The sequence below is a fragment of the Brachybacterium sp. AOP3-A1-3 genome, from assembly GCF_052378285.1.
Taxonomy (GTDB): Bacteria; Actinomycetota; Actinomycetes; order Actinomycetales; family Dermabacteraceae; genus Brachybacterium.
Window position 1 is genome coordinate 152,115 of record NZ_JBQSXM010000003.1, and the last position, 24,296, is coordinate 176,410.

At 72.4% G+C, this 24,296-nt stretch carries 18 protein-coding genes; 11 read left to right on the forward strand and 7 right to left on the reverse strand.

Annotated elements, in window-relative coordinates:
• The first annotated feature begins 24 nt into the window (after positions 1-24).
• Entirely contained in the window at positions 25-1,716 is a 1,692-nt protein-coding gene (locus ACT3T5_RS05990; protein ID WP_444593854.1) for a hypothetical protein, read from the forward strand.
• A gap of 105 nt (positions 1,717-1,821) precedes the next feature.
• Here the strand turns inward: ACT3T5_RS05990 and ACT3T5_RS05995 are convergent, their stop codons facing one another.
• Positions 1,822-2,052 (reverse strand): sulfurtransferase TusA family protein, encoded by a 231-nt coding sequence (locus ACT3T5_RS05995; RefSeq protein ID WP_444593855.1) that lies wholly within the window; start codon positions 2,050-2,052, stop codon positions 1,822-1,824.
• 74 nt (positions 2,053-2,126) lie between these two features.
• Positions 2,127-3,206, reverse strand: a complete 1,080-nt coding sequence (locus ACT3T5_RS06000) for a YeeE/YedE family protein (protein ID WP_444593856.1) — start codon at positions 3,204-3,206, stop codon at positions 2,127-2,129.
• A gap of 103 nt (positions 3,207-3,309) precedes the next feature.
• Between ACT3T5_RS06000 and ACT3T5_RS06005 the strand changes: the two genes are divergently transcribed.
• Positions 3,310-3,687, forward strand: coding sequence for an MGMT family protein (locus ACT3T5_RS06005; protein ID WP_444593857.1), 378 nt, complete (start codon positions 3,310-3,312; stop codon positions 3,685-3,687).
• 37 nt (positions 3,688-3,724) lie between these two features.
• Here ACT3T5_RS06005 and ACT3T5_RS06010 read toward each other — a convergent pair whose 3' ends face one another.
• The 3 genes from ACT3T5_RS06010 to ACT3T5_RS06020 form a co-directional block, all read right to left on the reverse strand.
• Entirely contained in the window at positions 3,725-5,296 is a 1,572-nt protein-coding gene (locus ACT3T5_RS06010) for a DUF3375 domain-containing protein (RefSeq protein ID WP_444593858.1), read from the reverse strand.
• 116 nt (positions 5,297-5,412) lie between these two features.
• Positions 5,413-5,808, reverse strand: a complete 396-nt coding sequence (locus tag ACT3T5_RS06015; RefSeq protein WP_193118262.1) for a type II toxin-antitoxin system VapC family toxin — start codon at positions 5,806-5,808, stop codon at positions 5,413-5,415.
• Complete coding sequence (locus ACT3T5_RS06020; protein ID WP_193118263.1) at positions 5,805-6,062, reverse strand: type II toxin-antitoxin system Phd/YefM family antitoxin; 258 nt, start codon at positions 6,060-6,062, stop codon at positions 5,805-5,807. Before ACT3T5_RS06020 ends, ACT3T5_RS06015 begins: the two co-directional genes overlap by 4 nt.
• A 230-nt stretch (positions 6,063-6,292) precedes the next feature.
• On the opposite strand from ACT3T5_RS06020, the gene ACT3T5_RS06025 reads away from it, so the two are divergent.
• The 3 genes from ACT3T5_RS06025 (at position 6,293) to ACT3T5_RS06035 (ending at position 11,277) form a co-directional block, all read left to right on the forward strand.
• Positions 6,293-9,316: a glycoside hydrolase family 2 TIM barrel-domain containing protein gene (locus tag ACT3T5_RS06025; protein WP_444593859.1), complete on the forward strand. Its 3,024-nt coding sequence runs from the start codon at positions 6,293-6,295 to the stop codon at positions 9,314-9,316.
• A 119-nt stretch (positions 9,317-9,435) separates the two neighbouring features.
• Positions 9,436-10,266 carry a hypothetical protein gene (locus ACT3T5_RS06030; protein WP_444593860.1) on the forward strand — a complete coding sequence of 277 codons (831 nt, stop codon included), beginning with the start codon at positions 9,436-9,438 and terminating at the stop codon, positions 10,264-10,266.
• A 504-nt stretch (positions 10,267-10,770) separates the two neighbouring features.
• Complete coding sequence (locus ACT3T5_RS06035; RefSeq protein ID WP_444579519.1) at positions 10,771-11,277, forward strand: hypothetical protein; 507 nt, start codon at positions 10,771-10,773, stop codon at positions 11,275-11,277.
• Between the two features lie 90 nt (positions 11,278-11,367).
• On the opposite strand, the gene tgt is transcribed toward ACT3T5_RS06035, so the two are convergent.
• Complete coding sequence (gene tgt, locus ACT3T5_RS06040; protein ID WP_444579520.1) at positions 11,368-12,711, reverse strand: tRNA guanosine(34) transglycosylase Tgt; 1,344 nt, start codon at positions 12,709-12,711, stop codon at positions 11,368-11,370.
• Between the two features lie 257 nt (positions 12,712-12,968).
• Between tgt and ACT3T5_RS06045 the strand changes: the two genes are divergently transcribed.
• The 5 genes from ACT3T5_RS06045 to ACT3T5_RS06065 all read left to right on the forward strand — a co-directional run bounded on the left by ACT3T5_RS06045 (position 12,969) and on the right by ACT3T5_RS06065 (position 23,293).
• Positions 12,969-15,488 (forward strand): acyltransferase family protein, encoded by a 2,520-nt coding sequence (locus ACT3T5_RS06045; RefSeq protein WP_444593861.1) that lies wholly within the window; start codon positions 12,969-12,971, stop codon positions 15,486-15,488.
• 85 nt (positions 15,489-15,573) lie between these two features.
• The gene (locus ACT3T5_RS06050; protein WP_444593862.1) at positions 15,574-17,685 is read left to right on the forward strand and encodes a DUF6541 family protein; all 2,112 of its coding nucleotides are present in this window, start codon (positions 15,574-15,576) and stop codon (positions 17,683-17,685) included.
• A complete protein-coding gene (locus tag ACT3T5_RS06055) occupies positions 17,682-18,992 on the forward strand; it encodes a M18 family aminopeptidase (RefSeq protein WP_444593863.1) in 1,311 nt (436 codons plus the stop codon). Before ACT3T5_RS06050 ends, ACT3T5_RS06055 begins: the two co-directional genes overlap by 4 nt.
• Before the next feature lie 18 nt (positions 18,993-19,010).
• Entirely contained in the window at positions 19,011-21,206 is a 2,196-nt protein-coding gene (locus ACT3T5_RS06060; RefSeq protein WP_444593864.1) for an acyltransferase family protein, read from the forward strand.
• A complete protein-coding gene (locus tag ACT3T5_RS06065) occupies positions 21,203-23,293 on the forward strand; it encodes an acyltransferase family protein (protein ID WP_444593865.1) in 2,091 nt (696 codons plus the stop codon). Before ACT3T5_RS06060 ends, ACT3T5_RS06065 begins: the two co-directional genes overlap by 4 nt.
• A gap of 8 nt (positions 23,294-23,301) precedes the next feature.
• Here the strand turns inward: ACT3T5_RS06065 and ACT3T5_RS06070 are convergent, their stop codons facing one another.
• A complete protein-coding gene (locus ACT3T5_RS06070) occupies positions 23,302-23,592 on the reverse strand; it encodes a hypothetical protein (protein ID WP_444593866.1) in 291 nt (96 codons plus the stop codon).
• A gap of 99 nt (positions 23,593-23,691) precedes the next feature.
• On the opposite strand from ACT3T5_RS06070, the gene ACT3T5_RS06075 reads away from it, so the two are divergent.
• A complete protein-coding gene (locus ACT3T5_RS06075) occupies positions 23,692-24,264 on the forward strand; it encodes a hypothetical protein (protein ID WP_444593867.1) in 573 nt (190 codons plus the stop codon).
• Positions 24,265-24,296 lie beyond the last annotated feature (32 nt).

Below are 24,296 nucleotides of genomic sequence, written 5' to 3' on the forward strand. Positions count from 1 at the left end.
GGAGCCGATAGTAAGGAGCCGACGATGAACGACCTCCCCATCTCATTGCCCGTCCTCATCGGAATCATCGTGGTAGTGCTCGTCCTCCTGGTCATTCTGATCGTGGTGGGCGCGCAGTCCTCGAAGCGCCGCAAGGCCCAGCAGCAGGAAGAAGACCGTCGGCGCGCCGACGAGCTCCGGCAGGAAGCGCAGGCGAAGGACAGAGCCGTCCAGGAGCGCGACCTGACGGCGAAGGAGTCCGAGCTCGAGGCCGACCGTGCCCGTCTGGACGCGGAGAAGAAGGCGAAGGCGGCTGAGCAGGAGCAGGTGGCCGCCGAGCGTCGCCGCCAGGAGGCCGATCAGCAGCGTGCGTCGGTCGAGCAGGAGCGCAGCTCCGTGGATGAGCAGCTCGCCGAGGCGGATCGGCTCGATCCCGATACCCCCGCCGATGGCCGTCGGGCCGCGGCCGGTGGCGCCGCAGCAGGCGGCGCAGTGGCCGGTGGCACCGCTGCCGGTGCCGCCGCGCACGAGGGCGGTCGCCGCAAGGCCGACGGCCCCGTCCGTGACGAGGCAGGTCGTGGTGAGCCGGTGCGTGAGGCCGCTGGCCCCGCCGGAGCCGACCCCGGCGCGCACCGTGCCGATCAGCCCGCTCCCGAGCGAGGGGCGGCCCCTGAGCGGCGTGCCCCGGAGCGCGACGAGGATGCGCTCCGCTCCCCCGATCACCGCGACGCCGGTGCCGGAGCTGTCGGCGGAGCCGGCGCGGCCGGCGCCGGGGCTGCCGCTGCCCCCGGTGCGGAGGATCGGGACGCATACGGCCGCGGAACGCACGACACCCGTGAGACCCGCGAGACCCGCGAGACCCGCGATGCTGCCGCGTCCCGCGAGGGCCGCGGTGCACAGGAACCGCTCGCTCCCCGCGAGGACCGCGGTGAGCCGATCGAGCGTGACCGCTCAGGCCATCCCGGTGCCGGCGCTGCCGGTGCCGCCGGCGCTGCGGGAGTCGGTGCCGCCGGGGCCGGGGCCGCAGGTGCGCCCCCGCGCGAGGAGTCGATCGGCCGGGACGTCCGCGCCGAGCAGGCTCCTGCCGGCGACGGTCCCCGTCAGGGAGAGCCGCTGAATGACGAGACCCTCCGCGATCGCGTCCACCGCGACGACGACGCGGCCAGCGCCCAGGGCCGCGCCGAGACCGCAGAGCGCGGGAGCGTCGCGGGCCGCGGCGGCAGTGCCCCCGCACAGCAGGCCGATCGTCCGGTGCAGCGCTCTGCGCCGACCGATGCCGGTGCTCCGCCGACCGGCGCCCATGCCGACAGCGCGGCGGCCGGTGGCGCAGCCGGTGCCGGTGCCGGTGCCGCGGCGCAGCCCACCTCACGGGAGGACGCCGAGGCCGCACGCTTCGGCGAGCAGCCCGGACAGGCCTCGCCCTACGGGGCGGGTCAGTACGGAGCGGAGCCGGCCGAGTTCCAGCAGGACGGCTACGACGAGCACATCCGGACCGTGAACCCGGACGATTCCGGACAGCCGCACGAGGGCCGGCCCCTCACCCAGGACGACGGCGGCCAGACGGAGCCGCGCTTCGAGGACGCCGACGGGAATGTCCCGCCGAGCGCCCCGAAGTTCCGTGACCCCCGTGAGGAGAATCCGCAGCGGGGCCGTCACGCCGGCGGCCAGGGAGTCGAGGGCGAGCGTCTGGACGACGGCGAGCGCCTGGACGAGGACGGCCCGGACCTCCGCGGCTGACCTCCTCCACTGCTCCACGCACTGCGGGCCGGGAACCTTCCGAGGTTCCCGGCCCGCAGTGCGTGTGAGGCGTGAGTCGCGTGTGAGGCGTGAGTCCGCGACGCGTCAGGCGCCCTTGCGGACGGTGATCGTCCAGCCGGCCTCGCCCGCACGGTCGAAGGCGACCACGTCGTGGCCGGCCTCGGCGGCCCACTGCGGCAGCGAGTCCGTCGCCTGCGTGCAGTCGAATCCGATGATCAGGTCATCGCCGTTGGTCAGCTGCTCCATCGCGTTCTTCGCGTCGATCAGCGGGAAGGGGCAGACGGCGCCGTTGGTCTCGAGGGTGTAAGCGGCCATGGGGTCCTCCTGGAGTGCAGTGGCAGTAGTCGTGGGATCGGGATGTTCGACGGGCTCGATACGCGAGGCGCGGGTCAGGCCGCGGGGGTGAGCACCGGGGCGGGACGGTTCGAGGCGGCGGCCCGCTGCGGCCGCACCAGCAGGAACCAGGCAGCGCCCCAGGTGCCGAGGATGATCGCGATCAGCGACACCCAGCCCTGGTAGCTGAACAGGCTCGTCTCCACGAGGGAGTTGCCGATGGTGCAGCCGCCGGCCAGCGCCGCACCGACACCCATCGCGACACCGCCTCCCGCGCTGCGCAGGATCGTCGATGCGTCCGGCACGCGCCAGCGGAACTCACCGGCGAGCTTCGCGGCGATGAACGACCCGACCAGGATGCCGAGCACGAGCATCACGGACCAGTCCACGAGGGTCACGTCGCCGGTGGACAGGAAGGTGACGATCTTGGCCGACGGCGTGGTGATGCCGAGGCCGCCGTTGCGGCCGGCTGCGGTGGACGCCACCCAGGCGAGGATCGCGATCAGGCCCAGCAGCACACCGCCCACCCACGGGCTCCAGGGGATGTCGGCAAGGTAGTGACCGATCCCGGTGCGACGCGCCGGCAGGGAGACGGCGGACCGGCCCGCGGAGCGCACGGCGTTGCGGCGCACCTGCCACACCACGAGCGCGGCGACGAGCCCGGCGAAGACGACCGTCGGCACCCAGACGCTCACGCCGAGGGTCTCCTGGATCGTGGCGGAGCCGACGGTGCGTGCGCGGGCGGCCTCCGTGAAGCCTCCCAGCGGACCGAACTTCATGACCGCGGCGAACAGGGCGTAGAAGATCAACGCCACCCATGAGCCGATCAGGCCCTCGCCGGCCCGGTAATACGTGCCGGTGGCGCAGCCGCCGGCGAGGATGATGCCCACGCCGAAGATCAGCCCGCCGCCGATCACGGCCAGCGGTGCGAAGGACGCGGCCTCGGGAGAGAGCACGCCCGCGCTGGTGAGCGCGGCGACGCCCACGGCCTGGATAGCGATCGCCAGCATGAACGGGGTGAAGTAGCGGGTGGAGCGGGAGAGGTAGATGTCGCGGAAGGCGCCGGTGACGCAGAAGCGGGACCGCTGCAGCACGTAGCCGAGCGCGGCGCCGATGAGGAGGCCGGTGAGGATCATGGGGCACACGGTAGCTAATGAGCGCCATAAGGTGAACCCGTATCTCGTTCTGTGACGCCGACAGCCCTGCACCGCCCCACGACGCAATGCCAGACTGTGGCGCATGACCCCAGGCCTCCCCCGTACCCGTATGGACGACGTCACCGTCGAGCGGGTGCTGCGCGTGGTCGAGGCGATCCCCGCGGGGAGGGTCGCCGCCTACGGCGAGGTGGGGGCGATCGTCGGCGTCGGACCGCGCCTGGTGGGCCGGATCATGCGCACCTGGGGGTCGGACGTGCCATGGTGGCGCGTCACCAACGCCTCGGGCGACCATCCGCTGCTCGCCCGGGCGCTCCCGTACTGGGAGACCGAGGGCATCACCGTGAAGCCCAATGGGCATGGCTGCCGGATGGCGGAGTTCGGAGCGGACCTGACGGAGCTGCGCCAGGAGTCTGCAGCATCCCTGGCGGAGCTGGAGGACGAGACGCCCTCGTCGCACTGAGCGGTCCGACCCTCCGGGGCCGACGGACCGCACCACCTCACTCCACGGGCACGTCGTCCAGGAAGTAGAACGACGGGACCCGGGCGGCATACTCGTTGCCGTCCAGCTCCTGCCAGCCGACGATCTCCGTGGAGCCCTCGCGCTCCTGCGCATAGTTCGTGGCTAGGAACATCAGCCCGATGACGCTGGCGAGCCCCTGATCGGCGGGCTTCGCCCGCAGCACGTCCCCGATCGAGGCCTGGCCGCTGACCCCGCGCACCTCGTTGACCGAACCGGTCAGTCCCACGATGTCGATGTCGTTGGTGCGCACCAGATCCTGCAGCACCTCGATGCTCAGCGACGTGGCATCGTGCACCTCGGCCTCGGCGGGGGCGCCGGGGTCGGTGGGATCCTTCAGCCGGTGCTGGGCCACGGAGGACAGCTGCACGCGGGAGAGGTCCAGCTCGAGCGGGAACGGGGTGCGCGTGGGGACGTCGTCCTTCTGGGAGAGGGCCACGCCCTGCGCCTCCTGCAGGGCCTCGAGCAGCACGCGGTGCTGGCGGAAGTCCTGGGAGCGCACGAAGCGTGCCAGCGAGCGGTACAGCTCGGTCTTGACGTCGAGCACCTCCTGCGCGGGCTCATAGAGGTCGCTGAACACGTTGGCCAGCTTCTCGCGCTCGCTGCGCTGGAGGGTGCGGGAGAAGTCGCGCTCGAGGAGCCGGTCCACGAGCTCCTGCGTGGTGCGGGTCTGGACCGGGTCGTTGAGCATCCGGAAGAACGCGGTGAAGGTGCGGCCCACGGTGGACTGGCCCAGCAGGTCGTCCCCGGCGAGCAGCTGCTCGAGGATCTCGCCGCGGGAGGACTCCGGGGAGAGGATCTGCTCACGCAGGTGGAGGTCCACGGCGCGCAGGTCCTCGCGGTACTGGAGGAAGTCGCCGGAGAGCTCGGCGGCGATCTGCAGGATGTCGCGCAGGCGGTCGGTGGAGGCCTCGGCGCTGGGGAGCATGAGCTCACCCTCGGCGAGGTTCCGGATTTCGGCCTCGATTCCCTCGCGGCGGCGCTGCAGATCCGCCAGGCGCACGTCGCGGTCGGTCTCCGTCTCCTGGGCGAGGCGCTCGAACTGCTGGACCACGAGCTGCAGGCGGGACTGCGTGGTGGTGGGCCGGTGCTCCTCGAGGGAGGAGATGAACTGGATCGCGTCGATCGTCGCGGGGGACGGCTCGAAGGTGGTCTCGGTGTGCTGCGGGTCGTCACGGCGGGTGAGGTAGCCCTCGCGCACCCAGCCGTCGACGTACTCCGCGGCGCTGCGGCCGCTGCGCTCCTCGGCGTCGGGCTCCGCAGCGCCGGCGGCGCCCGCCTGCTCGACGCCGTCGGCCTCCGAGGCTGCGGCCGGATCCTCGTCATGCAGCAGAGGGAGATGCGCGCCGACGCGGGCGATGAGCTCGCTGCGCGCCAGCCGACGGTCCCCGGCCGGGAACACGGACTGCAGGATCGCCAGCACGGCGGGAGCCTTGGTCGCCGCGAGCAGGCGCCAGGTGCTTGCCCGGCGCAGCTGCTCGTAGGCCTCTTTGCGCGCGGAGACAGCGTCGCTGCGGCGGTCGGTCCACCGGTTCGGCTCGGTCGTGGTCACGAGAAGGGAGTCTACCGGCGCGGGGGACGCGGGTCGGCGGCCCTCAGCGATCGTCCCGTGGCGAGCGCCGCCGGATGGCTGCTGAGCACCTCACCGAGGCAGCAGCAGGGCTCCGATCAGGTCCCCGGGCTGAGGGGCGCGAGGGGGCCGCCGTGAGCAGCGTCCACGAGCTCGGTGTCGTAGGTGACCAGCACTTCCGCATCGATCGAGAGCGCGGTGGCGTAGTGGATGGCGTCCGCGCTGCGCAGGGGGTGCGGGATCCGGGAGGCGGCGAGGAGCAGCGAACGGTCGAGATCGATCAGTCCGATGCCGGCGAGGAGCTCGTCGATGACCTGCGGCTCGACGAACCCTCGTCGCCGGGCGGCGCAGTGCAGCTCGGTGTGCAGAAGATACGAGGAGACGACGTCGTCCCCCTTCGCCTGCCACCCCTCGAACGACTCTCGCATCGCCTGCGTGCCCGGCTCATCGATCAGGATCTTCAGCACGGCCGAGGTGTCGAGGTAGACGATCATTCCTCGCCTCGCAGATCGTCCAGGATCTCGCGGCTGCTGACGCCGCGCGCCGCCGGGATCGCGGTCAGATCGACATGCCGTGCGGCGCTCACCCTGCCTGCTTCCCGCAGCGCGTCGAGCGGCGAGCTGGAGTACGGCACGAGTCGAGCGACCGGCCGGCCATTGTTCGTGATCGAGATGGTCTCCCCGGCTTCGACCCGACGCAGTATCTCGGCGCTGTGGTTGCGCAGTTCGCGGTGCGGGATCGTGGACATGGCCCCTCGATTCATGGCGTTCTCTAGCGATCGGATACCGCATGGCATCGTGTAGCACACCGTAGCAAGCAGGGCCCACCGACACCAGTGCAACGCCTCGTGCGCTCTCGAAGGAGCACCCTGCCGGGGACGCACCGACAGCCGCTCCGCGCTCCGAGTAACCTGGGGTACGGGAACGTTCACGAAACGTGTCCGGACGTCCCGCCCAGACTTCAGGAGGAACCTCACCGATGAGCACGCCGCTGCCGCTCGCAGATCCGACCGACCGCTGGTGGGAGGAGCTCCCCGCGGGCCGCAACCGCCTGCGCGGCCGCGCCCATCTGCACTCCGATGCCCGCGAGCTCAGCCTCGACGGCACCTGGGACTTCCGCTACGGGACCCGGGCTGACGGCTCCGACCTCGGCGAGAGCGCCGAGATCGAGGTGCCCGGGCTCTGGCAGCTGCAGGGCTACGGCGCCCCGCAGTACACCAACGTCATCTACCCGATCCCGCGCGACGTGCCCCACGTGCCGGACGAGAACCCCACCGGGCACTACTCGCGCACCGTGACCGTGCCCGAGGACTGGGCCAGGGATCTCACCGGCGGCGCCCGCGTGCTGCTGCGCTTCCAGGGTGTGGACTCGGCGGCGAAGATCTGGATCGACGGCATCGAGATCGGCGTGACGGCCGGCTCCCGCCTCACCCAGGAGTTCGACGTCACCGAGGCGCTCGCGGCCCCGGGCGAGCACCGGCTCGACGTGCGCGTGGTGCAGTGGTCGGTGAACACCTACGTCGAGGACCAGGACATGTGGTGGGCCTCGGGCATCTTCCGCAGCGTGGACCTGCTGCTGCGCCCCACGGGCGGCATCCACGACCTCGTGACCGTCGCGGACTTCGACCCCGCGACCCGCACCGGCACCCTGCGCGCGACCGCCTATGGTGCCGACGGCGCGGAGCTGCCCGCCACTCTCGAGGTCCCGGGCCTGGAGCTCGCCTCCCCCACCGGCGCCGACGCCCTCGAGGTGGGCGAGGTGCGGCCGTGGTCCGCCGAGGACCCGTATCTCTACGACGTCACCGTGCGCACCGACTCCGAGACCGTGACCCTGCGCCTCGGCTTCCGCCGCGTCGAGGTGGACGGCGAGATCTTCCGCGTCAACGGCGAGCGCATCGTGTTCCGCGGCGTGAACCGCCACGAGGCGGATCCGGTGGTGGGCCGCACCCAGCAGCTGGCGAACCAGGACCTCGACGTCGCGCTCATGAAGCAGCACAACCTCAATGCCGTGCGCACCTCCCACTACCCGCCCCACCAGCGGTTCCTCGAGGTGTGCGATGAGGCGGGGCTGTACGTGATCTGCGAGGGCGACTTCGAGACCCACGGCTTCCACGCCGATTCCACGTGGGGCGAGGACGGCTCCGGTGCGGCCGAGGGACCGGCGCAGAACCCGCTGTTCGAGGAGTCGCTCGTGGAGCGCTCGGAGCGTTTCGTGCGCCGCGACCGCAACCACGCCTCGATCATCATGTGGTCCATCGGCAACGAGGCCGCGAGCGGTCCGGTCACCGAGGCGATGGTCGCCCGCGTGCGCGCCACCGATGACACCCGCCCCGTGATCTACGAGCAGGACTACGCCGCGGAGTACGTGGACGTCTTCTCGCTGATGTACTCCTCGATCGACGAGTCCGAGCAGATCGGCCGCCGGGACCTCTCCCCCGAGTACCAGGACAAGCTCACGCGCATGCTGCGCAGCTTCGCGCTCGACGTGCCGGAGGGCCACTTCGCGAATCCGCCGGCGCTGTCCAAGCCGTTCCTGTGGATCGAGTACGCCCATGCGATGGGCAACGGCGCCGGCTCCCTGAAGGAGTACATGGAGCTCACGGAGAAGCACCCCGCCCTGCACGGCGGCTTCATCTGGGAGTGGATCGACCACGGCCTGGAGACCACCGACGCCGAGGGCAACCGCATCTACGGATACGGCGGCGACTTCGGCGAGCGCCTGCACGACGGGAACTTCGTGGCCGACGGGCTCGTGCTGCCGGACCGCACCCCCTCGCCCGCGCTGCTCGATGCGAAGCACCACTACTCCCCCGTGGGCCTCGTGGTCTCCCCCGGCGGCGTGCGGATCACCAACCGCTACGCCTTCTCCTCTCTCGCCCACCTGCGCGCCGAGGTGTCGCTGGACGCCCAGGCGAGCTGGCAGGAGCTCGAGCTGCCCGCAATCGCTGCGGGCGAGGCACTCGACGTGGCGCTCCCGACGCACGACGGGCCGAGCACCACGGTGCGGCTGACCACCCGGGAGGCCCAGGGCCCCGTCCCCGCCGGTCACCTGATCGTCGCCGCGGACCACGTGGATGCCGAGCGTCGCCGCGCCGCGGTCACCGCGTCGGCCGGAACCCCGCTCGCCCCGGAGCAGAACGAGGACGGCAGCTGGGCCCTGGGCCCGGCCCGCTTCGACGACCTGGGCCGCCTCGTGGGCCTCGGCGAGCTGGAGATCGAGCACGCGGGGGTGGACCTGTACCGCGCGCCGGTGGACAACGAGCGCGCCCGCACCCATTACCCGCTCGAGGCCCGCTGGAAGCGGATCGGGCTGGACGTCGCCCGGCGCCGTCTGGTCGAGATCACAGCCGACGGCGCGACCCTGGTGGTGCGCAGCCGGCTGGGCCTGGACGGCTCGGCGCTGGGAGCGGACGTCACCGAGCGCTGGAGCGCGGATGCGGGCGGCCCCGGGGGCTCCGGCAGTGACGGGGTCGAGGTCGGCGGCGGGGTCGACGTCGAGGTGACGGTGTCGCCGTCGGCGATCTGGCCCGAGGACCTGCCGCTGCCGCGCATCGGCTGGACCTTCGCCCTGCCGTCGGCCCCCGATCAGGTGGAGTACACCGGGTACGGCCCGCACGAGTCCTACCCGGACACCGGCGGTGGCACCACCTTCGCGACCTGGTCCTCCACCCTCGCGGACTTCCAGGTGCCCTACGTGTTCCCGCAGGAGAACGGCAATCGGGCGGACGTGGTCCGGGCGCTGCTCAGCGGCGGCACGGCCGATGGTCTCGAGCTGCAGGCTCCGGCCGGGCTGGGACTGGCGGTGCGCCCCTGGTCCACCGTCGAGCTCGATGCGCGCTCGCACGACGGGGCGCTGCGTCCGGACGGCCGCACCTGGGTGACGCTCTCGTCGGCGCTGCAGGGCGTGGGTTCGGCGGCGTGCGGTCCGATCCCGCTGCCGCAGTACGTGCTCTCCGCGCGCGAGGAGACGTTCGCGTTCCGTCTGGGCACCCGCTCCGCATGAGACCGGCCGCTGCGCGCGGCATCATCGCAACCTCCTCGTGACGAGAAGGAGCGCCCCGGGCCGCTACGGTGGTCCGGGGCGCTGTGCGGCGTCCCCTGGATAACGACGCAGGGAGACGCATGACTCAGGGGTACGGACCGGACGACGCCCAGCAGCCGCAGTGGGGGCAGGGGTCCCCCGGCGACCCGTACGGGCAGCAGCCGCAGCAGCCCGCCCCGGAGCCGCAGTGGGGCCAGGCTTCGCCCGAGCCGGCACAGCAGCCCGCCCAGGAGCCGCAGTGGAACCCATCCTCGGGCCCGTCCGCCTACCCCGGGACGCCCCAGACCCCCGGCGCGCCGCAGTACCCCGGCGCCCCGCAGTACCCGGGGGCGCCGCAGTACCCGGGGGCGCCGCAGTACCCGGGAGCCACGCAGCACCCGGGCGTCACGGGATCTGCCTCCGCGACCGGAATCGGCGCGGACCCGACCCTCGCCAAGGTCGCCCAGTGGACGATGATCGCGGTGATCGTCGTGATCGTGGTGCGCGTGATCCGCGGGGCCGTGGGTTTCGGGGCGGGCTTCGTCTCCGGGGCGATGTCCTCGGGCGGCGCGGTCGACGGCGGAATGGCTGTCGCGGGCGGCGGCGCGCTCCTGGGGCTTCTCCTCCTGCTGCTGAACGGCGTCGTGACGCTCGGCCTGCTGGTCCTCGCGATCTTCGTGGCGGTGAAGGCCTCCGGTCGCGCCCGCACCGGCGCGATCATCATCGTGGCGACGCTCGTTCTGTCCGTGGTCCTGTACGGGATCGGCTACGGCATCTATGTCGCCGTGATCTACAACATGGCCGACTACTCCACCATCGGGGTCGTGGCGATCATCTACGCGATCGTCGAGGTCATCCGCTCGCTGATCGTCTTCGCGGCGCTCATCGTCGGCGGGCTCATGGTGCGGCGCGGCGTGAAGCAGGGCGCCTGACCGCCTGAGCCGCAGGGCGCGGGCCCGGGTGCGGGTGCGGGTGCGGGCACGGTGCATCGCCCTGGCCCGGCCCGGGCGGTGCCCGATATTCTCGAGGCGACGTCGCCGTGGCGTCGCATCGACGCTGGGCGAGGGAGCACCATGTCGCAGGGGTACGGACCGGGCCACGGTCAGCAGAACCCGCAGGGCCAGTGGGGCCAGCAGGGCCAACAAGGCCAGTGGGGTCAACAGGGCCAGTGGGGTCAACAGGGCCAGTGGGGTCAACAGGGCTAGCAGAACCCGCAGGGCCAGTGGGGGCAGAACGTGCCACCCTTCCCTGCGCCGCAGTCGTCGCCATCGCCGCAGCAGCATCCGCAGTGGAGCGCTCCGCAGCAGGCCGCACCCCAGCCCCCGTGGGGACAGCCCACCCCGGCGCAGCAGACGCCGTGGGACCAGAGGCCCGTGATGGGCGCCTACCCGGGTTCCACCAGCTATCCCGGCCCGCAGCCAGGATCCGGCGATGGCGTGAACTGGAGGCGCGTCAAGCTCCTGGGCACGCTGCTGACCATCGGCCTGATGCTGCTCATGGTGGTCCGACTCGGCATCGCCCTGACCACCTACTTCGGGGCAGATAGCCTCGCCGCCCAGGACTCCGGCGGGGAGATGAGCACTGTCGCCCTCGGCACCGGGCTGGTCGCCATCGTGCTGTACCTCGCGAACGTCGTGGTCAGCCTCGCGATGATCGTGGTCGGCATCATCGTCGCGGTGATGGCCCGCGGCCGCGCTCGGGTCGGCGGGATCGTGGTCGCCGCGATGATCCCCGTCTCCATCATCGCCTACTGGGTGGTCACGATCATCATGGCGATCGTCCTGGTGTCCCTGGGGATGGACAGCGATCTCGGCGGGGTCGAGGCGAACGGCTATCGGCTCATCGGGGTCGTCGAGGCCCTGCGCGTCCTCCTCGTGATCCTGGCCATGGGCGTCGGCGTCTACCAGGTGAGCATCACCGCCTCGAAGAGGCTCTCCGCCTGAGACGGACCGGGCAGGCGACCGGCCCGCGGAGGGGACCGCCGTTCACCAGGTCTGCCGCTCACCGGGTCTGCCGTTCACCCGATCACCGGATCAGCGCACCTCGCCGTAGTAGGCGCCCGTCGTCTCCTCGCGCAGCGCGTCGAAGTCGCCGTTGATCAGCGAGGCCCGGATCCGGTCCACCAGGCGCACCACGAAGCGCTCGTTGTGGATCGTGCACAGGGTCGAGGAGATCATCTCCTTGGCGCGGAACAGGTGATTCACATAGGCGGCCGTGTAGTGCGTGCAGGTGTAGCAGTCGCAGGTCTCGTCGATCGGGGCGAACTGGCGGCGGTACTTCGAGCCCGTGAGGTTCACGCGCCCCCGCGCCGTGTAGACGGCGCTGTTGCGCGCCACCCGTGACGGGGAGACGCAGTCGAAGGTGTCCGCGCCCGCCGCGATCGCCACGAACAGGTCGTCGACCTCGCTGATGCCCAGCAGGTGACGGGGCTTCTCGTCGGGCAGCTCATCGGTCACCCAGCCCACGATCGTGCCGAGGTTCTCCTTCTCGAGCGCCCCGCCGATCCCGAAGCCGTCGAAGGTCTGACCCTCGACGTCCATCGCACCGAGATCCCGGGCCGCCCGGCGGCGCAGGTCCTCGTACTGGGCGCCCTGGATGACGCCCCACAGCTGCTGGTAGGGGCGATGGGTGCGCTCGTCCGTGAGGCGGGCGTGCTCGGCCAGGCACCGGATGGCCCACAGCCGGGTGCGCTCGAGCGCCTGCTCCTGGTAGCCGCGGGAGTTCATCAGCGTGGTCAGCTCGTCGAAAGCGAACATGATGTCCGCTCCCAGCCCGTGCTGGATCTGCATCGAGACCTCGGGCGTGAAGCGGTGCACGTCGCCGTTGAGGAAGGAACGGAAGGTGACGCCGTCGTCGTCGACGTGGGCCAGGCGCTCCTTGCCCTCGGCGACCGCGTCGTCCTCCCCCGAGGAGGTGCGGGCCTTCTCCCCGCCGGAGAACTCGCTGGAGAGCACCTTCTTGAACCCGGCGCCGAGGCTCATCACCTGGAAGCCGCCGGAGTCGGTGTAGGTGGGACCGGGCCAGTTCATGAAGGCGCCCAGACCCCCGGCCTCGTCGATCAGGTCGTGACCGGGCTGGAGGAACAGGTGATAGGCGTTGGCCAGCAGCGCCTGCGCCCCGAGCTCGCTCATCGACTCCGGGAGCACGGCCTTGACGGTGGCCTTGGTCCCCACCGGCACGAAGGCCGGGGTGCGGATCTGGCCGTGCGGGGTGGAGATCACCCCGGCCCTGGCCTTGTCCCCGGCGCGGGCGACGATCTCGAAGCCGGCGTCCGACGACGCGACGGCCGCTCCCGTGGGGTCGACGGCCGGACCCGTGGGATCAGGAGTGCCGGCCGGAGCAGCGGGGGCGGCGGAACGAGGAGGCTGTGCAGTCACCGGCCCATGATCCCACGCCCCCATGACGCCCACAGTTACCGGGATGCCGGATCCACTAGGATCCAGCCCAGGACGCGACAGCGGCGAACGTCCCGCCGGGTGCTCCGGCGCAGGCGGCAGCACGGGAGGGGACCACGATCACGACGCCCAGCGATCCGTCGACCCCACGCCCCGACGCCGAGCCTCCCCCCTCGACCCACCGCGCCTCCCCCAGCTCGTCCGACGCCCCGTCCCACCGCCACCGCGCGGACAGCCCCGTGAGCGATGGGGACGCCGCCGCGTCCCCGTGGGAGCAGGCGGCACTCGACGGCGCAGAGGGCACACGGAGCACCGGGGACGCAGAGGGCACCGAGAACCCCGCGCCGCCCCTCGCCGATGACCTCGAGGACTGGACGCAGGAGCCCGCGACGGCCGCGCCCTCGCGCTCCGACGTCTCCGCATGGATCGCCGGGCCGCTGCCCACGACGACCTCCTCCCTGGACGACTGGCTGCAGGGCCCCATCGAGCTGCACGTCGAGCGCGAGGCCGAGGACGCCTGGTCCACCGCCGACTCCGTCACCGGGACCTGGCGCCCTCGTGCCGAGCGCGGCCGGTCACGGTCCTCGCAGCCGGACGGCGCCGCGGGTCCCGCAGATCCCACAGGACCTGGGGGATCTGCAGGAACTGCAGACAGCCCCGGTGCACGCCCCGAGGTCGACGACGCACGCCGCAGCGGGCCCGTCTTCCGCCACGAGCTGCACGGCCTGCGCGCCGTCGCCCTCGGTCTGGTCGCGATCTATCACATCTGGCTCGGTCGGGTCTCGGGCGGCGTCGACGTCTTCCTGTTCCTCTCCGCCTTCTTCCTCACGGGGACGTTCGTGCGGCGGCTGGAGAGCGGACGTCCGCTCGGCATCCCCCGCTACTGGCTGCACACGTTCAAGCGCCTCCTGCCCCCGGCGGCGGTGACGATCCTGCTCACCCTCGTCGGCACCGCCGCGTTCCTGCCGTCCTCGCTGTGGCCCACGGTGATGCAGGAGGCGGTGGCGTCGGCTGCCTACGTGCAGAACTCGCTGCTGGTGTTCCTACAGGTCGACTATCACGCCCGTGATGCCGGCGGAGCCTCCCCGCTGCAGCACTTCTGGTCCCTCAGCGTGCAGGGGCAGGCCTTCGTGGTGTGGCCGCTGCTCTTCCTGCTGGTGGTGCGCCGCGCCCGGCGGGGGAAGAGCGTGCGCCGGCCGCTCATCGTGCTCGTGCTGCTGATCGGTGCCGCCTCGCTGACCTGGTCGGTGATCACCACCCAGACCCAGCAGCAGGTCGCCTACTTCGACACCGCCGCCCGGCTGTGGGAGTTCGCCGCCGGCTCGCTGCTCGCGCTCGCCCTGCCCGTGATCGACCGGATCACGGGGGCGCACCGCCCGGAGGACGGCCTGCCTCCCCGGCTGCGCCTCGCGCGCGCCCTGACCGGCTGGGCCGGGATCGCCGCCCTGCTCGCCTGCGGCATCGTGCTGGACGTCTCGACGATGTTCCCGGGATGGATCGCGATCGTGCCGCTCGCCGCCGCGGGCGCCGTGGTGGTCGCCGGGCACTCCGGGCACCGCTGGGGCATCGACGCGCTGCTGTCCACCCGGCCGGCCGCCTTCGTCGGCGACATCTCGTACGCCCTGTACCTCGTGCACTGGCCGGTCCTCGTGCTCTGGCTCCACCACAGCGGGCAGCAGCGGGCGGGGCTGCTCGACGGCCTCGTGGTGCTCGCCGGCTCGGTGCTGCTGGCCTGGCTGGTGACCCGCGCCGTGGATGCCCCGGTGCGGCGTTCCCGCTGGCTCGAGGCCCGCCCCTGGCGCGCGCTGACCGCGATCGCTGCGAGCTTCGCCCTGGTCCTGGCCGGGGCGGGCGGCTGGTGGCTGGTGCTGAACCAGCAGTCCCCGCAGGAGACCACCGCGTCGGCGCAGGACCTGCCCACCGACGAGGTCGCCACCACGGTGCCCACCGTCATCCGCCCGGCCGGCTGGCAGCTCGGCTCGCAGTGGCCGGACCTTCCGCAGCGGTGCGCCGGCCCGTGGGCCCCGTCGGTCAGCTTCCCCCACGTGACCTGCCAGCAGCTGCTCCCCGGCGATACGGACGTCGACACCTCCGAGACCATCGTGGTGGTGGGCAGCTCGCATTCGCGCCAGTACATCCCCGCCCTGCTGCCCACGGCCGAGGCACGGGGCGCCCAGGTCGTGAACCTCACCATGGACGGCTGCCAGTTCCTGGCGGGCGCGGAGCGCGACGGCTACTGCGCCGGCTACGACGAGTACGTGCTCTCCTACGTCGACTCCATCCACCCCGACACGGTGCTGACCACGGTCACGCTCACGGATGCCGGATCGGCCGAGGAGACCCTGCCCGACGGCGCCGCCTCCTCGGTGCAGGCGCTGCTGGACCGCGGGATCGACGTGATCGCGGCCCGGGACACCCCGCGCTGGGAGAGCGACCAGTTCCAGTGCGCCGAGGAGATCATCGACGGCGGCGGGACCCCGGCCGAGGCCGACGAGACCTGCGGCGCGGACGCCTCGCAGAAGCTCGCCGCGAGCAATCCGGCGACGCCCCTCGCGGACCTCGTCCCGGCAGGTCCAGGAGACGGCACCGCGGCCGAGGTCACCCTGCTGGACCTCTCGACGCAGATCTGTCCCGAGGGCCGCTGCTCCCCGGTGCTCGGGGACGTCTCGGTGTACATGGACGACGACCATCTCACGCGCCTGTTCGTCGAGGAGACCCTCGCGCCCAGGGTGACCGAACTGCTCGCGAACTCCCGATGAACACGCTCGCAACCTGCACGGCTTACGATGTGCCCGTCCCGGGGGCGCTCCGACGCCCCGCCCAGCAGGAAGCAGGTTCGCCCACGTGGAAGCTCTCGGGGTGCTCGCGGCACTTCTCGCCACCCTCGCCGTGCTCGTGGTCCCGGGCCTGCCCGCCGTCCTCGCGCTGCGGCTGCGACCGCTCACCGGGGTCGCCGTGCTCGCCCCCGTCTCCCTCCTGCTGATCGCGATCTCCGCGGAGCTCGGCCACCAGCTCGGCATCCGCTGGACGGGCCTGTCCCCGCTCGTGCTCGGCCTGCTGCTCGGAGCGGGCCTGCTCCTCGTCGGCCGCCGCCGCGCAGCCGCTCCCGCCCCCTCGCATCCCTCCCCCTCGCATCCCGCACCCTCGAGCGCGAAGGCGGCTGCGGACCCCGCCGTCGCCCCGTCCCCGGAGCTCGCCGGGGTGCGGGCGCTCCTCGCGGGCCGGCGCGGCGCCGCCCTGGCGATCCTCGGCGGCCTGGTCATCGGCTGCGGCGTGCTGCTGGCGCGCGCCCTGACGATGATGGGGAGCGTCGGCGCGCTCAGCCAGACCTACGACAACGTCTTCCACCTCAACGCGATCCGGCACATCCTGCGCGCCGGCGACGGCTCCGCGTGGGTGGTGGGCGGCATGACCGCGCTCCCCGGGGAGGCCGTCTACTACCCGGCCCTGTGGCACCAGGCCGTGAGCCTCGCGGTGCAGCTGTCCGGGCAGGAGATCATCCTGGTCTCGAACCTGATGATGCTGGTGGTCGGGGTCCTCGTGTGGCCGCTGGCCCTGGTCGCCCTGGTGCGCACCACCACGAGCAGCGGCCCGCTGGGCTGGATGGCGGCGGGCGCCCTGGCCGGGGTCTCCGGCGCGTTCCCGCTCTCCCTGATGTCGTGGGGGATCGTGCTGCCCTATCTCCTCTCGCTCGTCCTGATGCCCCTCGTGGTGATGATGGTGGTGCACCTGACCGGCCTCGCCCCGGAGTCCGCGCAGCGCCTGAGCACGCTCCAGCTCGTGGTGCTGCTGCCGGCTGTGTGCCTCGCCGCGGCCCTCGCCCACCCGCAGGGCGTGTTCGTCGGCATCGTGCTGGGCCTGCCGATCCTGGCCTGGGCCACGCTGGTGCGCGCCCGCGACCTGATCGCCGGGGTGCCCGGCAGCGTCCGACGCCTGCTCCCGCTCGTGGTGATGACCGTCGGCGGCGGCGCCATCGCCTGGCAGGTCTGGCAGCGGGCACGCCCCCCGCAGTCCTCCGCCGTCTGGGAGCCGAACGCCTCGTGGCGGGAGGCGATCGGTCAGGTCGGCTCGCTCTCGCCCAACGGGGCACCGACCTGGCTGCCGCTGGGCGTGGTCATGCTCGTGGGCCTGCTCGTCGTGCTCCTCCGGACCCGGTCCCGGTGGCTGGTCGCCTCCTGGCTGGCCGCCGCAGCGCTGTCCGTCGCGGCCCGCGCGACGCCCGTCGGCGACCTGCGGTACCTGCTCACCGGCGGCTGGTACAGCGACACCTTCCGCATCGCCGCGATCGTGCCCGTGGTCGCGATCCCCGTGCTCGCCGTGGGGATCGATGCGCTCGGCCGGTGGGTCGACGAGCACCTGCCGGCGCGGCGCGGCGCCATCGCCCCCGGCACCTCGCGCAGTGTCGCGGCGCTCGCCGGGCCGACGGCCGCCGCCCTCCCGGTGGCCGGTGTGCTCGGCGTGCTCGGCGTGCTCGCCCTGGCCCAGCTCTCCCCCGCCACGCGCGCCAACCTCGACTACCTGGCCGTGGACTGGCACAGCGACGCGCTGCTCACCGCGGACGAGCACACCCTGCTCGAGCAGCTGCCCGACGTGGTCCCCGAGGATGCGGTGATCGCGACCAACGCCTGGAACGGCAGCTCGCTGGCCTACGCGATCTCCGACCGCCCGGTGCTGAACACCTATATGGGCTTCTCCGCCGAACCCGAGGTGCACCTGCTCAACGGGCGGCTCGACGAGGCGCAGACCAACCCCGAGGTGTGCGACGCCGCCGAGCAGCTGCACGTCGACTACGCCCTGGACTTCGGTGCGCAGGAGCTCCATGGCCGCAGCGCGACCTACACCGGGCTCAACGAGATCTCCGAGTCCGGAGCGGCCGAGGTGGTGCTCCAGGTGGGCGACGCGAAGCTGCTGCGCATGCTCCCCTGCCGCGGCGTCGATGGTTCAATGACGTCGTGACTACGTTCTCCGCCGCCGCCCCCTCGCCCCGTGCCCGCGCCACCGCCCTGGACCTCGGTGATTTCGTCACCGCCTCCCCCTCGAGCTTCCATGCGGTGCGCGAGACGGCGCGCCGGCTCCAGGACGCCGGCTTCACCGAGCTGACCGAGACCGCCCCGTGGGGCGCGGCGGAGGTCACCGGCGACCGCTTCGTGATCCGCGACGGCTCGCTCATCGCCTGGTCCACGCCCGACGGCGTCGACACCGGCACCCCGTGGCGCATCGTCGGCTCCCACACCGACTCGCCCGGGCTGAAGCTCAAGCCGAACCCGCGACTGGGCGCCGAGGGGCTCGCGCAGGTGGGCGTCGAGATCTACGGCGGCCCGCTGCTGAACTCCTGGCTGGACCGCGAGCTGCGCCTGGCCGGACGTCTCGCCCTGGCCGACGGCACCACCGCGCTGGTGGCGACCGACGGCATCCTGCGGGTCCCCCAGCTCGCGGTGCACCTGGACCGCGCGGTGAACAAGGACGGCCTGCAGCTGGACCCCCAGCGCCATATGCAGCCGATCCTCGGGTTCGGCCCGCTGGACGTGCGGGAGGTGCTCGCGGCCGAGGCGGGCGTCGCGGCGAGCGACATCGTCGGTTTCGACGTGGTGACCGTCGACGCCCAGGCGCCCGCCCTGTTCGGTGCCCACGAGGAGTTCCTCGCCTCCGGACGCCTGGACAACCTCACCTCCGTCCATGCCGAGGCGCTGGCCCTGATCACGGTGGCCGGCAGCGCCCGCAGCGCGGGCTCGGACCCGATCGCGATGATGGTCGCCAACGACCATGAGGAGGTGGGCTCCGCGACCCGTTCCGGCGCCGCCGGCCCCTTCCTCGAGGACGTGCTGGTGCGGATGCACGCCGCCCTCGGCGGCGACGAGGCCTCCCGCCGCCGGCTCCTCGCCTCCTCGATGGTGCTCTCGGCCGATGCCGGCCACGCCGCCCACCCGAACTATCCCGAGCGCCACGACCCCGTCACCCGCCCCCGCCTCGGCGAGGGCCCGATGCTGAAGATCAACGCCCAGCAGCGCTATGCGACCGACGCCGTCGGGATCGCCGCCTTCGCCGCCGCGTGCGACGCGGCCGAGGTGCCGTACCAGCAGTTCGTCTCGAACAACGCCTTGCCCTGCGGGTCCACCATCGGCCCGATCACGGCGACCCGTCTGGGGATGACCACGATCGACGTGGGCATCACCCTGCTGTCCATGCATTCCGCCCGGGAGATGTGCGCGAGCGCGGATCCCCTCCTGCTGCAGCAGGCCTGTGCCGCGTTCCTGCGTGGCTGAGAGGCTCCCGCTCCTCTGATGTCCCGTTCCGCCACGGCGCCTCCCCGGACGCCGCCCTCGCCGCTGCCGGCCGCACCGCCGACCTCCACGCAGGCGGGACGCTTCCGCCCCGAGCTGCACGGGCTGCGCGGACTCGCCATCGGCCTGGTGGTGCTCTACCACGTGTGGTTCGACCGGGTCTCCGGCGGGGTCGACGTGTTCCTCTTCCTCTCCTCGTTCCTGCTGGTGGGGACGTTCCTGCGCCGGATCGACCGGGGCGAGCGGACCCGCCCGGCGGCGTACTGGGGGCGCACGTTCAAGCGCCTGCTGCCGCCCACGGCCGTGGTCTCCCTGGCGACGCTCGCCGGGGTGTACCTGATCCTCCCGCCGGAGCGGTGGATGCCGGCGCTCGATGACGCGATCGGCTCGCTGCTGCACGTCGAGAACTGGGTGCTGATCCAGCGGGGCGTGGACTACTACGCGGCCGCGGAGACCGGTCCCTCCGCCTTCCAGCATTTCTGGTCGCTGTCCATCCAAGGGCAGGTGTTCCTGGCCTGGCCGCTGCTGATCGCGCTGGGCGTGCTCCTGGCCCGCGTGCTGCGACGCTCCGTGCGCTCCGTGCTCGCGGTGCTCTTCGCCCTCGTCCTCGTGCTCTCCTTCGCCTGGTCCGTGCACTCCACGACGACCCAGCAGGACATCGCGTACTTCGACACCTTCGCCCGGCTCTGGGAGTTCGCGGCGGGGAGCCTGCTGGGGCTGCTGCTGCCGGCCTGGGAGGAGCGGGCCGCGGAGCGGCGGCACAGTCGAGATCAGGGCCAGGATCGAGGTCAGGACCGGGATCGAGGTCAGGACCGGAGTCGCGGCCGGCACCGCGGTCCGGCGTCGGCCGTCTCCCCCTGGCGGGTGCTCGCCGGCTGGGCGGGGATCGTCGGCCTCGTCTCGTGCGGTCTCCTGATCGACGTGCAGGGGGCCTTCCCGGGCTGGATCGCGGCCTGGCCGCTCGCCGCGGCCGGCCTGGTCCTCGTCGTGGGCACCACCGGGCACCGGCTCGGCGTGGACCAGCTGCTGGCCACCGGCCCGGCGAAGGTGCTCGGTGACATCTCCTACGGCCTCTACCTGGTGCACTGGCCGCTGCTGACCCTCTACCTCGCCCACACCGGCAAGCAGCGCGCCGGAGTGCTCGACGGCCTCCTCCTGATCCTGGTCTCCCTCGCCGCCGCCTGGCTGCTGACGCGACTCGTGGACACCCCGATCCGGCGCTGGCCCTGGGCGTCGGCGAAGGCCTGGCGGTCCGGGGCCGTCGCGCTGACCTGCCTGGTGCTCGGACTCGCCCCCGCTCTCGCCGCCCAGCAGCACCTGATCGCGCAGCAGCGTGAGGCCGAGGCCCGCGTGGTCGCCGACAACCCCGGCGCCCGGGTGCTCGACCCGGACTTCACGGTGCACCCCGACGCGGACCCGTCGGCCGAGCCGTTGCCTACAGCGGCGCTGATGGGCTCGGACTGGGTCTCCGGTGAGGAGGAGTGCACCGGCGATCTCGCGCCCCAGGGCCAGGAGAAGGAGCGGCTCGACCCGATCTGCCGGACGGTGCCGGGACCCGAGGGCGCACCGGTCGTGGTGAGCGTGGGCAACTCCCGCCTCGAGCAGTTCAGCGCCTCCCTCATCGAGCTCGCGAAGAAGGAGGGCTGGACGCTGGTCACCCTGTGGAAGGGCGGGTGCGCCTACACGCCCGATGCGACCCTCGAGGAGCCCGACTGCAACGGGTTCAGCGCCGACGCGAAGTCCTATCTGGAACGGATCGACGCGGATGCCGTCGCGCTGAACACCACCTTCATGAACCGTGACGGCACCGAGACGATCATGCCGGGGATGGAGACGACCCTGCCGCAGCTCGCCGCGACCGGCACCCAGGTCGTGGCGATGCGCGACCTCCCCCGGATGCCGTTCGACCCGCCGGCGTGCACCGCGGAGAAGGGCGCGGACGATCCGGACTGCGCCCCGCCGCTGGCCGAGCCGCTCCAGCAGGAGCGCCCCGATGCCGAGCTGCTCGCCGCCGCCGCCGACGGCGCCGTCGTCCCGCTCGAGGTGAACGACCTGGTGTGCCCCGACGACGTCTGCACACCGGTGATCGGCAATGTGGTCGTCTCCCTCGACGACGACCATCTCACCGGCACCTACGCCGCCTCGATGCAGGACGCGGTGGGCGCCCGGCTGCGCGACGGGGGGTTCCGCTGGTGAGCGCCGCCCGGTCCCCCGTCACCGCGGGCGCTCCCCCGCCCCCTGCCTACCGCCCGGAGCTGCACGGGCTGCGCGGACTCGCGATCGCGCTCGTCGTGCTCTATCACGTGTTCATGGACCGGGTCTCCGGCGGTGTCGACGTGTTCCTGTTCATCTCGGCCTTCTTCCTCACCGGCAGCTTCGTGCGCCGGATGGAGGCCGGGAAGCCGATGGCCCCGGTCGCCTACTGGGCGCGCACGTTCAAGCGGCTGCTCGCCCCGGCGGCGGTGATCGTGCTGGCCACCCTCGCCGCGGTGCGGCTGTTCCTGCCGCCGAGCACCTGGATGCCCGCGATCCACGACGCGATCGCCTCGATGCTCCAGGTCGAGAACTGGCTGCTGATCCATCGCGGCACCGACTACGAGGCCGCCGCGACCACCGCGACCTCGCCGCTGCAGCATTTCTGGTCGCTGTCGATCCAGGGGCAGGTGTTCCTGCTGTGGCCGCTGCTGTTCGCGCTCTGTGCGGTGATCGCCCGGCGCTCCCGCATCGCCCCGCGCCGCGTGGTGCTGATCGTCTTCACGGTGATCGCGCTCGCCTCGTTCGTCTGGTCGGTGGTCTCCACCGCGACCCAGCAGCAGACCGCCTACTTCGACACCACGGCGCGCATCTGGGAGTTCGCGGCCGGCTCGCTGCTGGCTCTGCTCCCGGCGGCCGCACCGGCCGGCACCGCCCGGTCCGCGCCCTCCCGTCGGCTGCGGGTGGGGCTGGGCTGGGCAGGCCTGGCAGTGCTCATCGCGACCGGCGCGCTGATCGACGGCCGCTCGATGTTCCCGGGCTGGATCGCCGCGATCCCTCTGCTGGGCGCGACGCTGGTGTTCCTGTCCGGGGTGAGCGGCTCCCGCCTCGGCGCGGACCGTCTGCTGCGCTCGCGGCCCTTCTCCTTCCTCGGCGACATCAGCTACGGGCTGTACCTGATCCACTGGCCGATCCTCGCCATCACCCTGGTCGCCGCCGAGCGGGCGACCGCCGGACCGCTCCTGGGCCCGGCGATCATCGCGCTCAGCGTGGTCCTCGCCTACCTGCTCACCCGTTTCCTGGACACCCCGATACGGCGGTGGAGCTGGGCGAACAGCTCGGCGCCGCGGGCCGGCGCCGTGGTGGTGGCGGTGCTGGCGATCGGTCTGGCCCCGAGCATCGGCGCCAAGCAGCTCCTCGAGGACGCTGCGCAGGACGCCGAGCGCCGGGCGACCGCGGACAATCCCGGGGCGCGGGCCCTCATGCCGGGCTTCGCGCCCCACCCGGACGCGGATCCGGATGCGGCTCCCCTGCCGTCCGCCGCCACGCTCAGCCAGGACTGGGAGAACCTGCCCGAGGAGTGCTCCGGGGAGTTCGCCCCCGCCGAGGGGATGCTCGAGGGGTCCTGCCGCATGACCGATGCCCCCGACGGCGCGCCCGTGATCATCGCCGCGGGCAATTCCCGTCTCGCGCAGACAGCGGTCTCGCTGAGCGCCCCCGCCCAGGAGAACCGGTGGCGACTGATCATCCTGCGGGCACCGAGCTGCGTGTTCACCCCGGGCATCGACTCCTACCTGGGGGCCGAGTGCGACGCCCACAACGACGCGGCGCTGGAGTACATCGACCAGGTCGGCCCGGAGGCCGTCGCCGTCTCCACCACGATGGTTCTCCATGAGGGGCCCGAGAGGGTGGACCGGGTCACGGAGGAGACCGTCCCCGCGCTGCTCGGGGACGGGGTCGACGTGATCGCGCTGCGCGACGCCCCGCGCATCGCCGAGAACCCCGTCGTCTGTCTGGAGGCGGGAGGCACGGCGGAGGACTGCACGCAGCCGCTGGACCGGGGCACGATGCCCGAGGGGCGCCCGGACGCCGCAGTGCTCGAGGACCTGGCCGCCCGCACCGAGGAGGACGGCGGGGGCGAGGTGCTCCCGGTCGACCTGCTGCCGATCACCTGCCCGCGGGACGCCTGCCCGCCGATCATCGGGAACATCCACGTCATGTTCGACGAGGACCACCTCACGGCGACCTACATGGAGTCCGCCGGCCCGGAGGTCGAACGGCAGCTCGAGGACGCCGGCTTCCGCTGGTGAGGCCCGGGTCAGGCCTCGTCGAGGGCGCGCTGGGCGAGAGTCTCGACTCTCGACACCGCGGCCCGGACCGGGCCGACCAGCTCGTGCTCGCGTCCGTGCTCGCGCTGGGTGTCCTTGAGCAGCTCGTCGACCTGGACGAAGGCGTCCTCGAGATGTCCCGCCTCGGCGGTGGCGACGGCCAGCTCGGTGCGCAGGGCGATCGCCTCGGGGATGACTGCGGGGGTGTGGGAGTCGTCGCTGGCGAGCAGCTCGAGCAGGCGGCGGGTGGTGTCGTGGACACGCTGCTGCGGTGTGCTCATCGGGGGCTCCTCCGAAGTGGGGACGGCGTGCAGGGGCAGGAACGATCCTACGGGGGCGATGACGCCTTCCGTCCCGGTGCGCAGTAGTCTGAGCAGGCCATGGAGATCAATCCCTACGAGTCGCGTCTGCGCATGCTGCAGCAGATCGACGGGGTGCAGATGCAGCGCGAGGCCTCTCCCGACGAGGAGACCGCCGGGTGTCCGGGCTGCCCGTACTTCTGGACCTGCCCGGTCCCGCATCGCGGCGAAGAGGTCAAGGCTCCCGTCGACATCGAGTTCGCCGATGTCGAGGACGTGCTGGGGCCGCGGGCGGCCTACGCCCCGCGCGATGAGTCCGACGTCGGCTGGACCGACGACTGGGTGGACGAGGAGGGTCTGCGGGTCGAGCAGCCCGGTTCCCCGGAGCTCCCTGTGTCCTCAGATCTCTCCGGTTCCCCGGCGGCCCCCGACCTCCCGGAACTCCCTGACACCCCAGTGCGCCGAGCGGGACTCGACGACCCGGACACGCTCTCCGAGCCGACGGACCGCGAGGACGACGAGGGCCGCGAGAACCACGAGGACGGCACGGACGACGAGGGCGGCGTCGAGCACGGCGATGTGAAGAAGATTCCGGCACCCGGGGAACGCGGCCGACGACGCGCTTCGCGCTGGAGCCTGTTCAGACGGCGCTGAGCCAGATCCCGCGGAGTCCGATCGCACGGAGC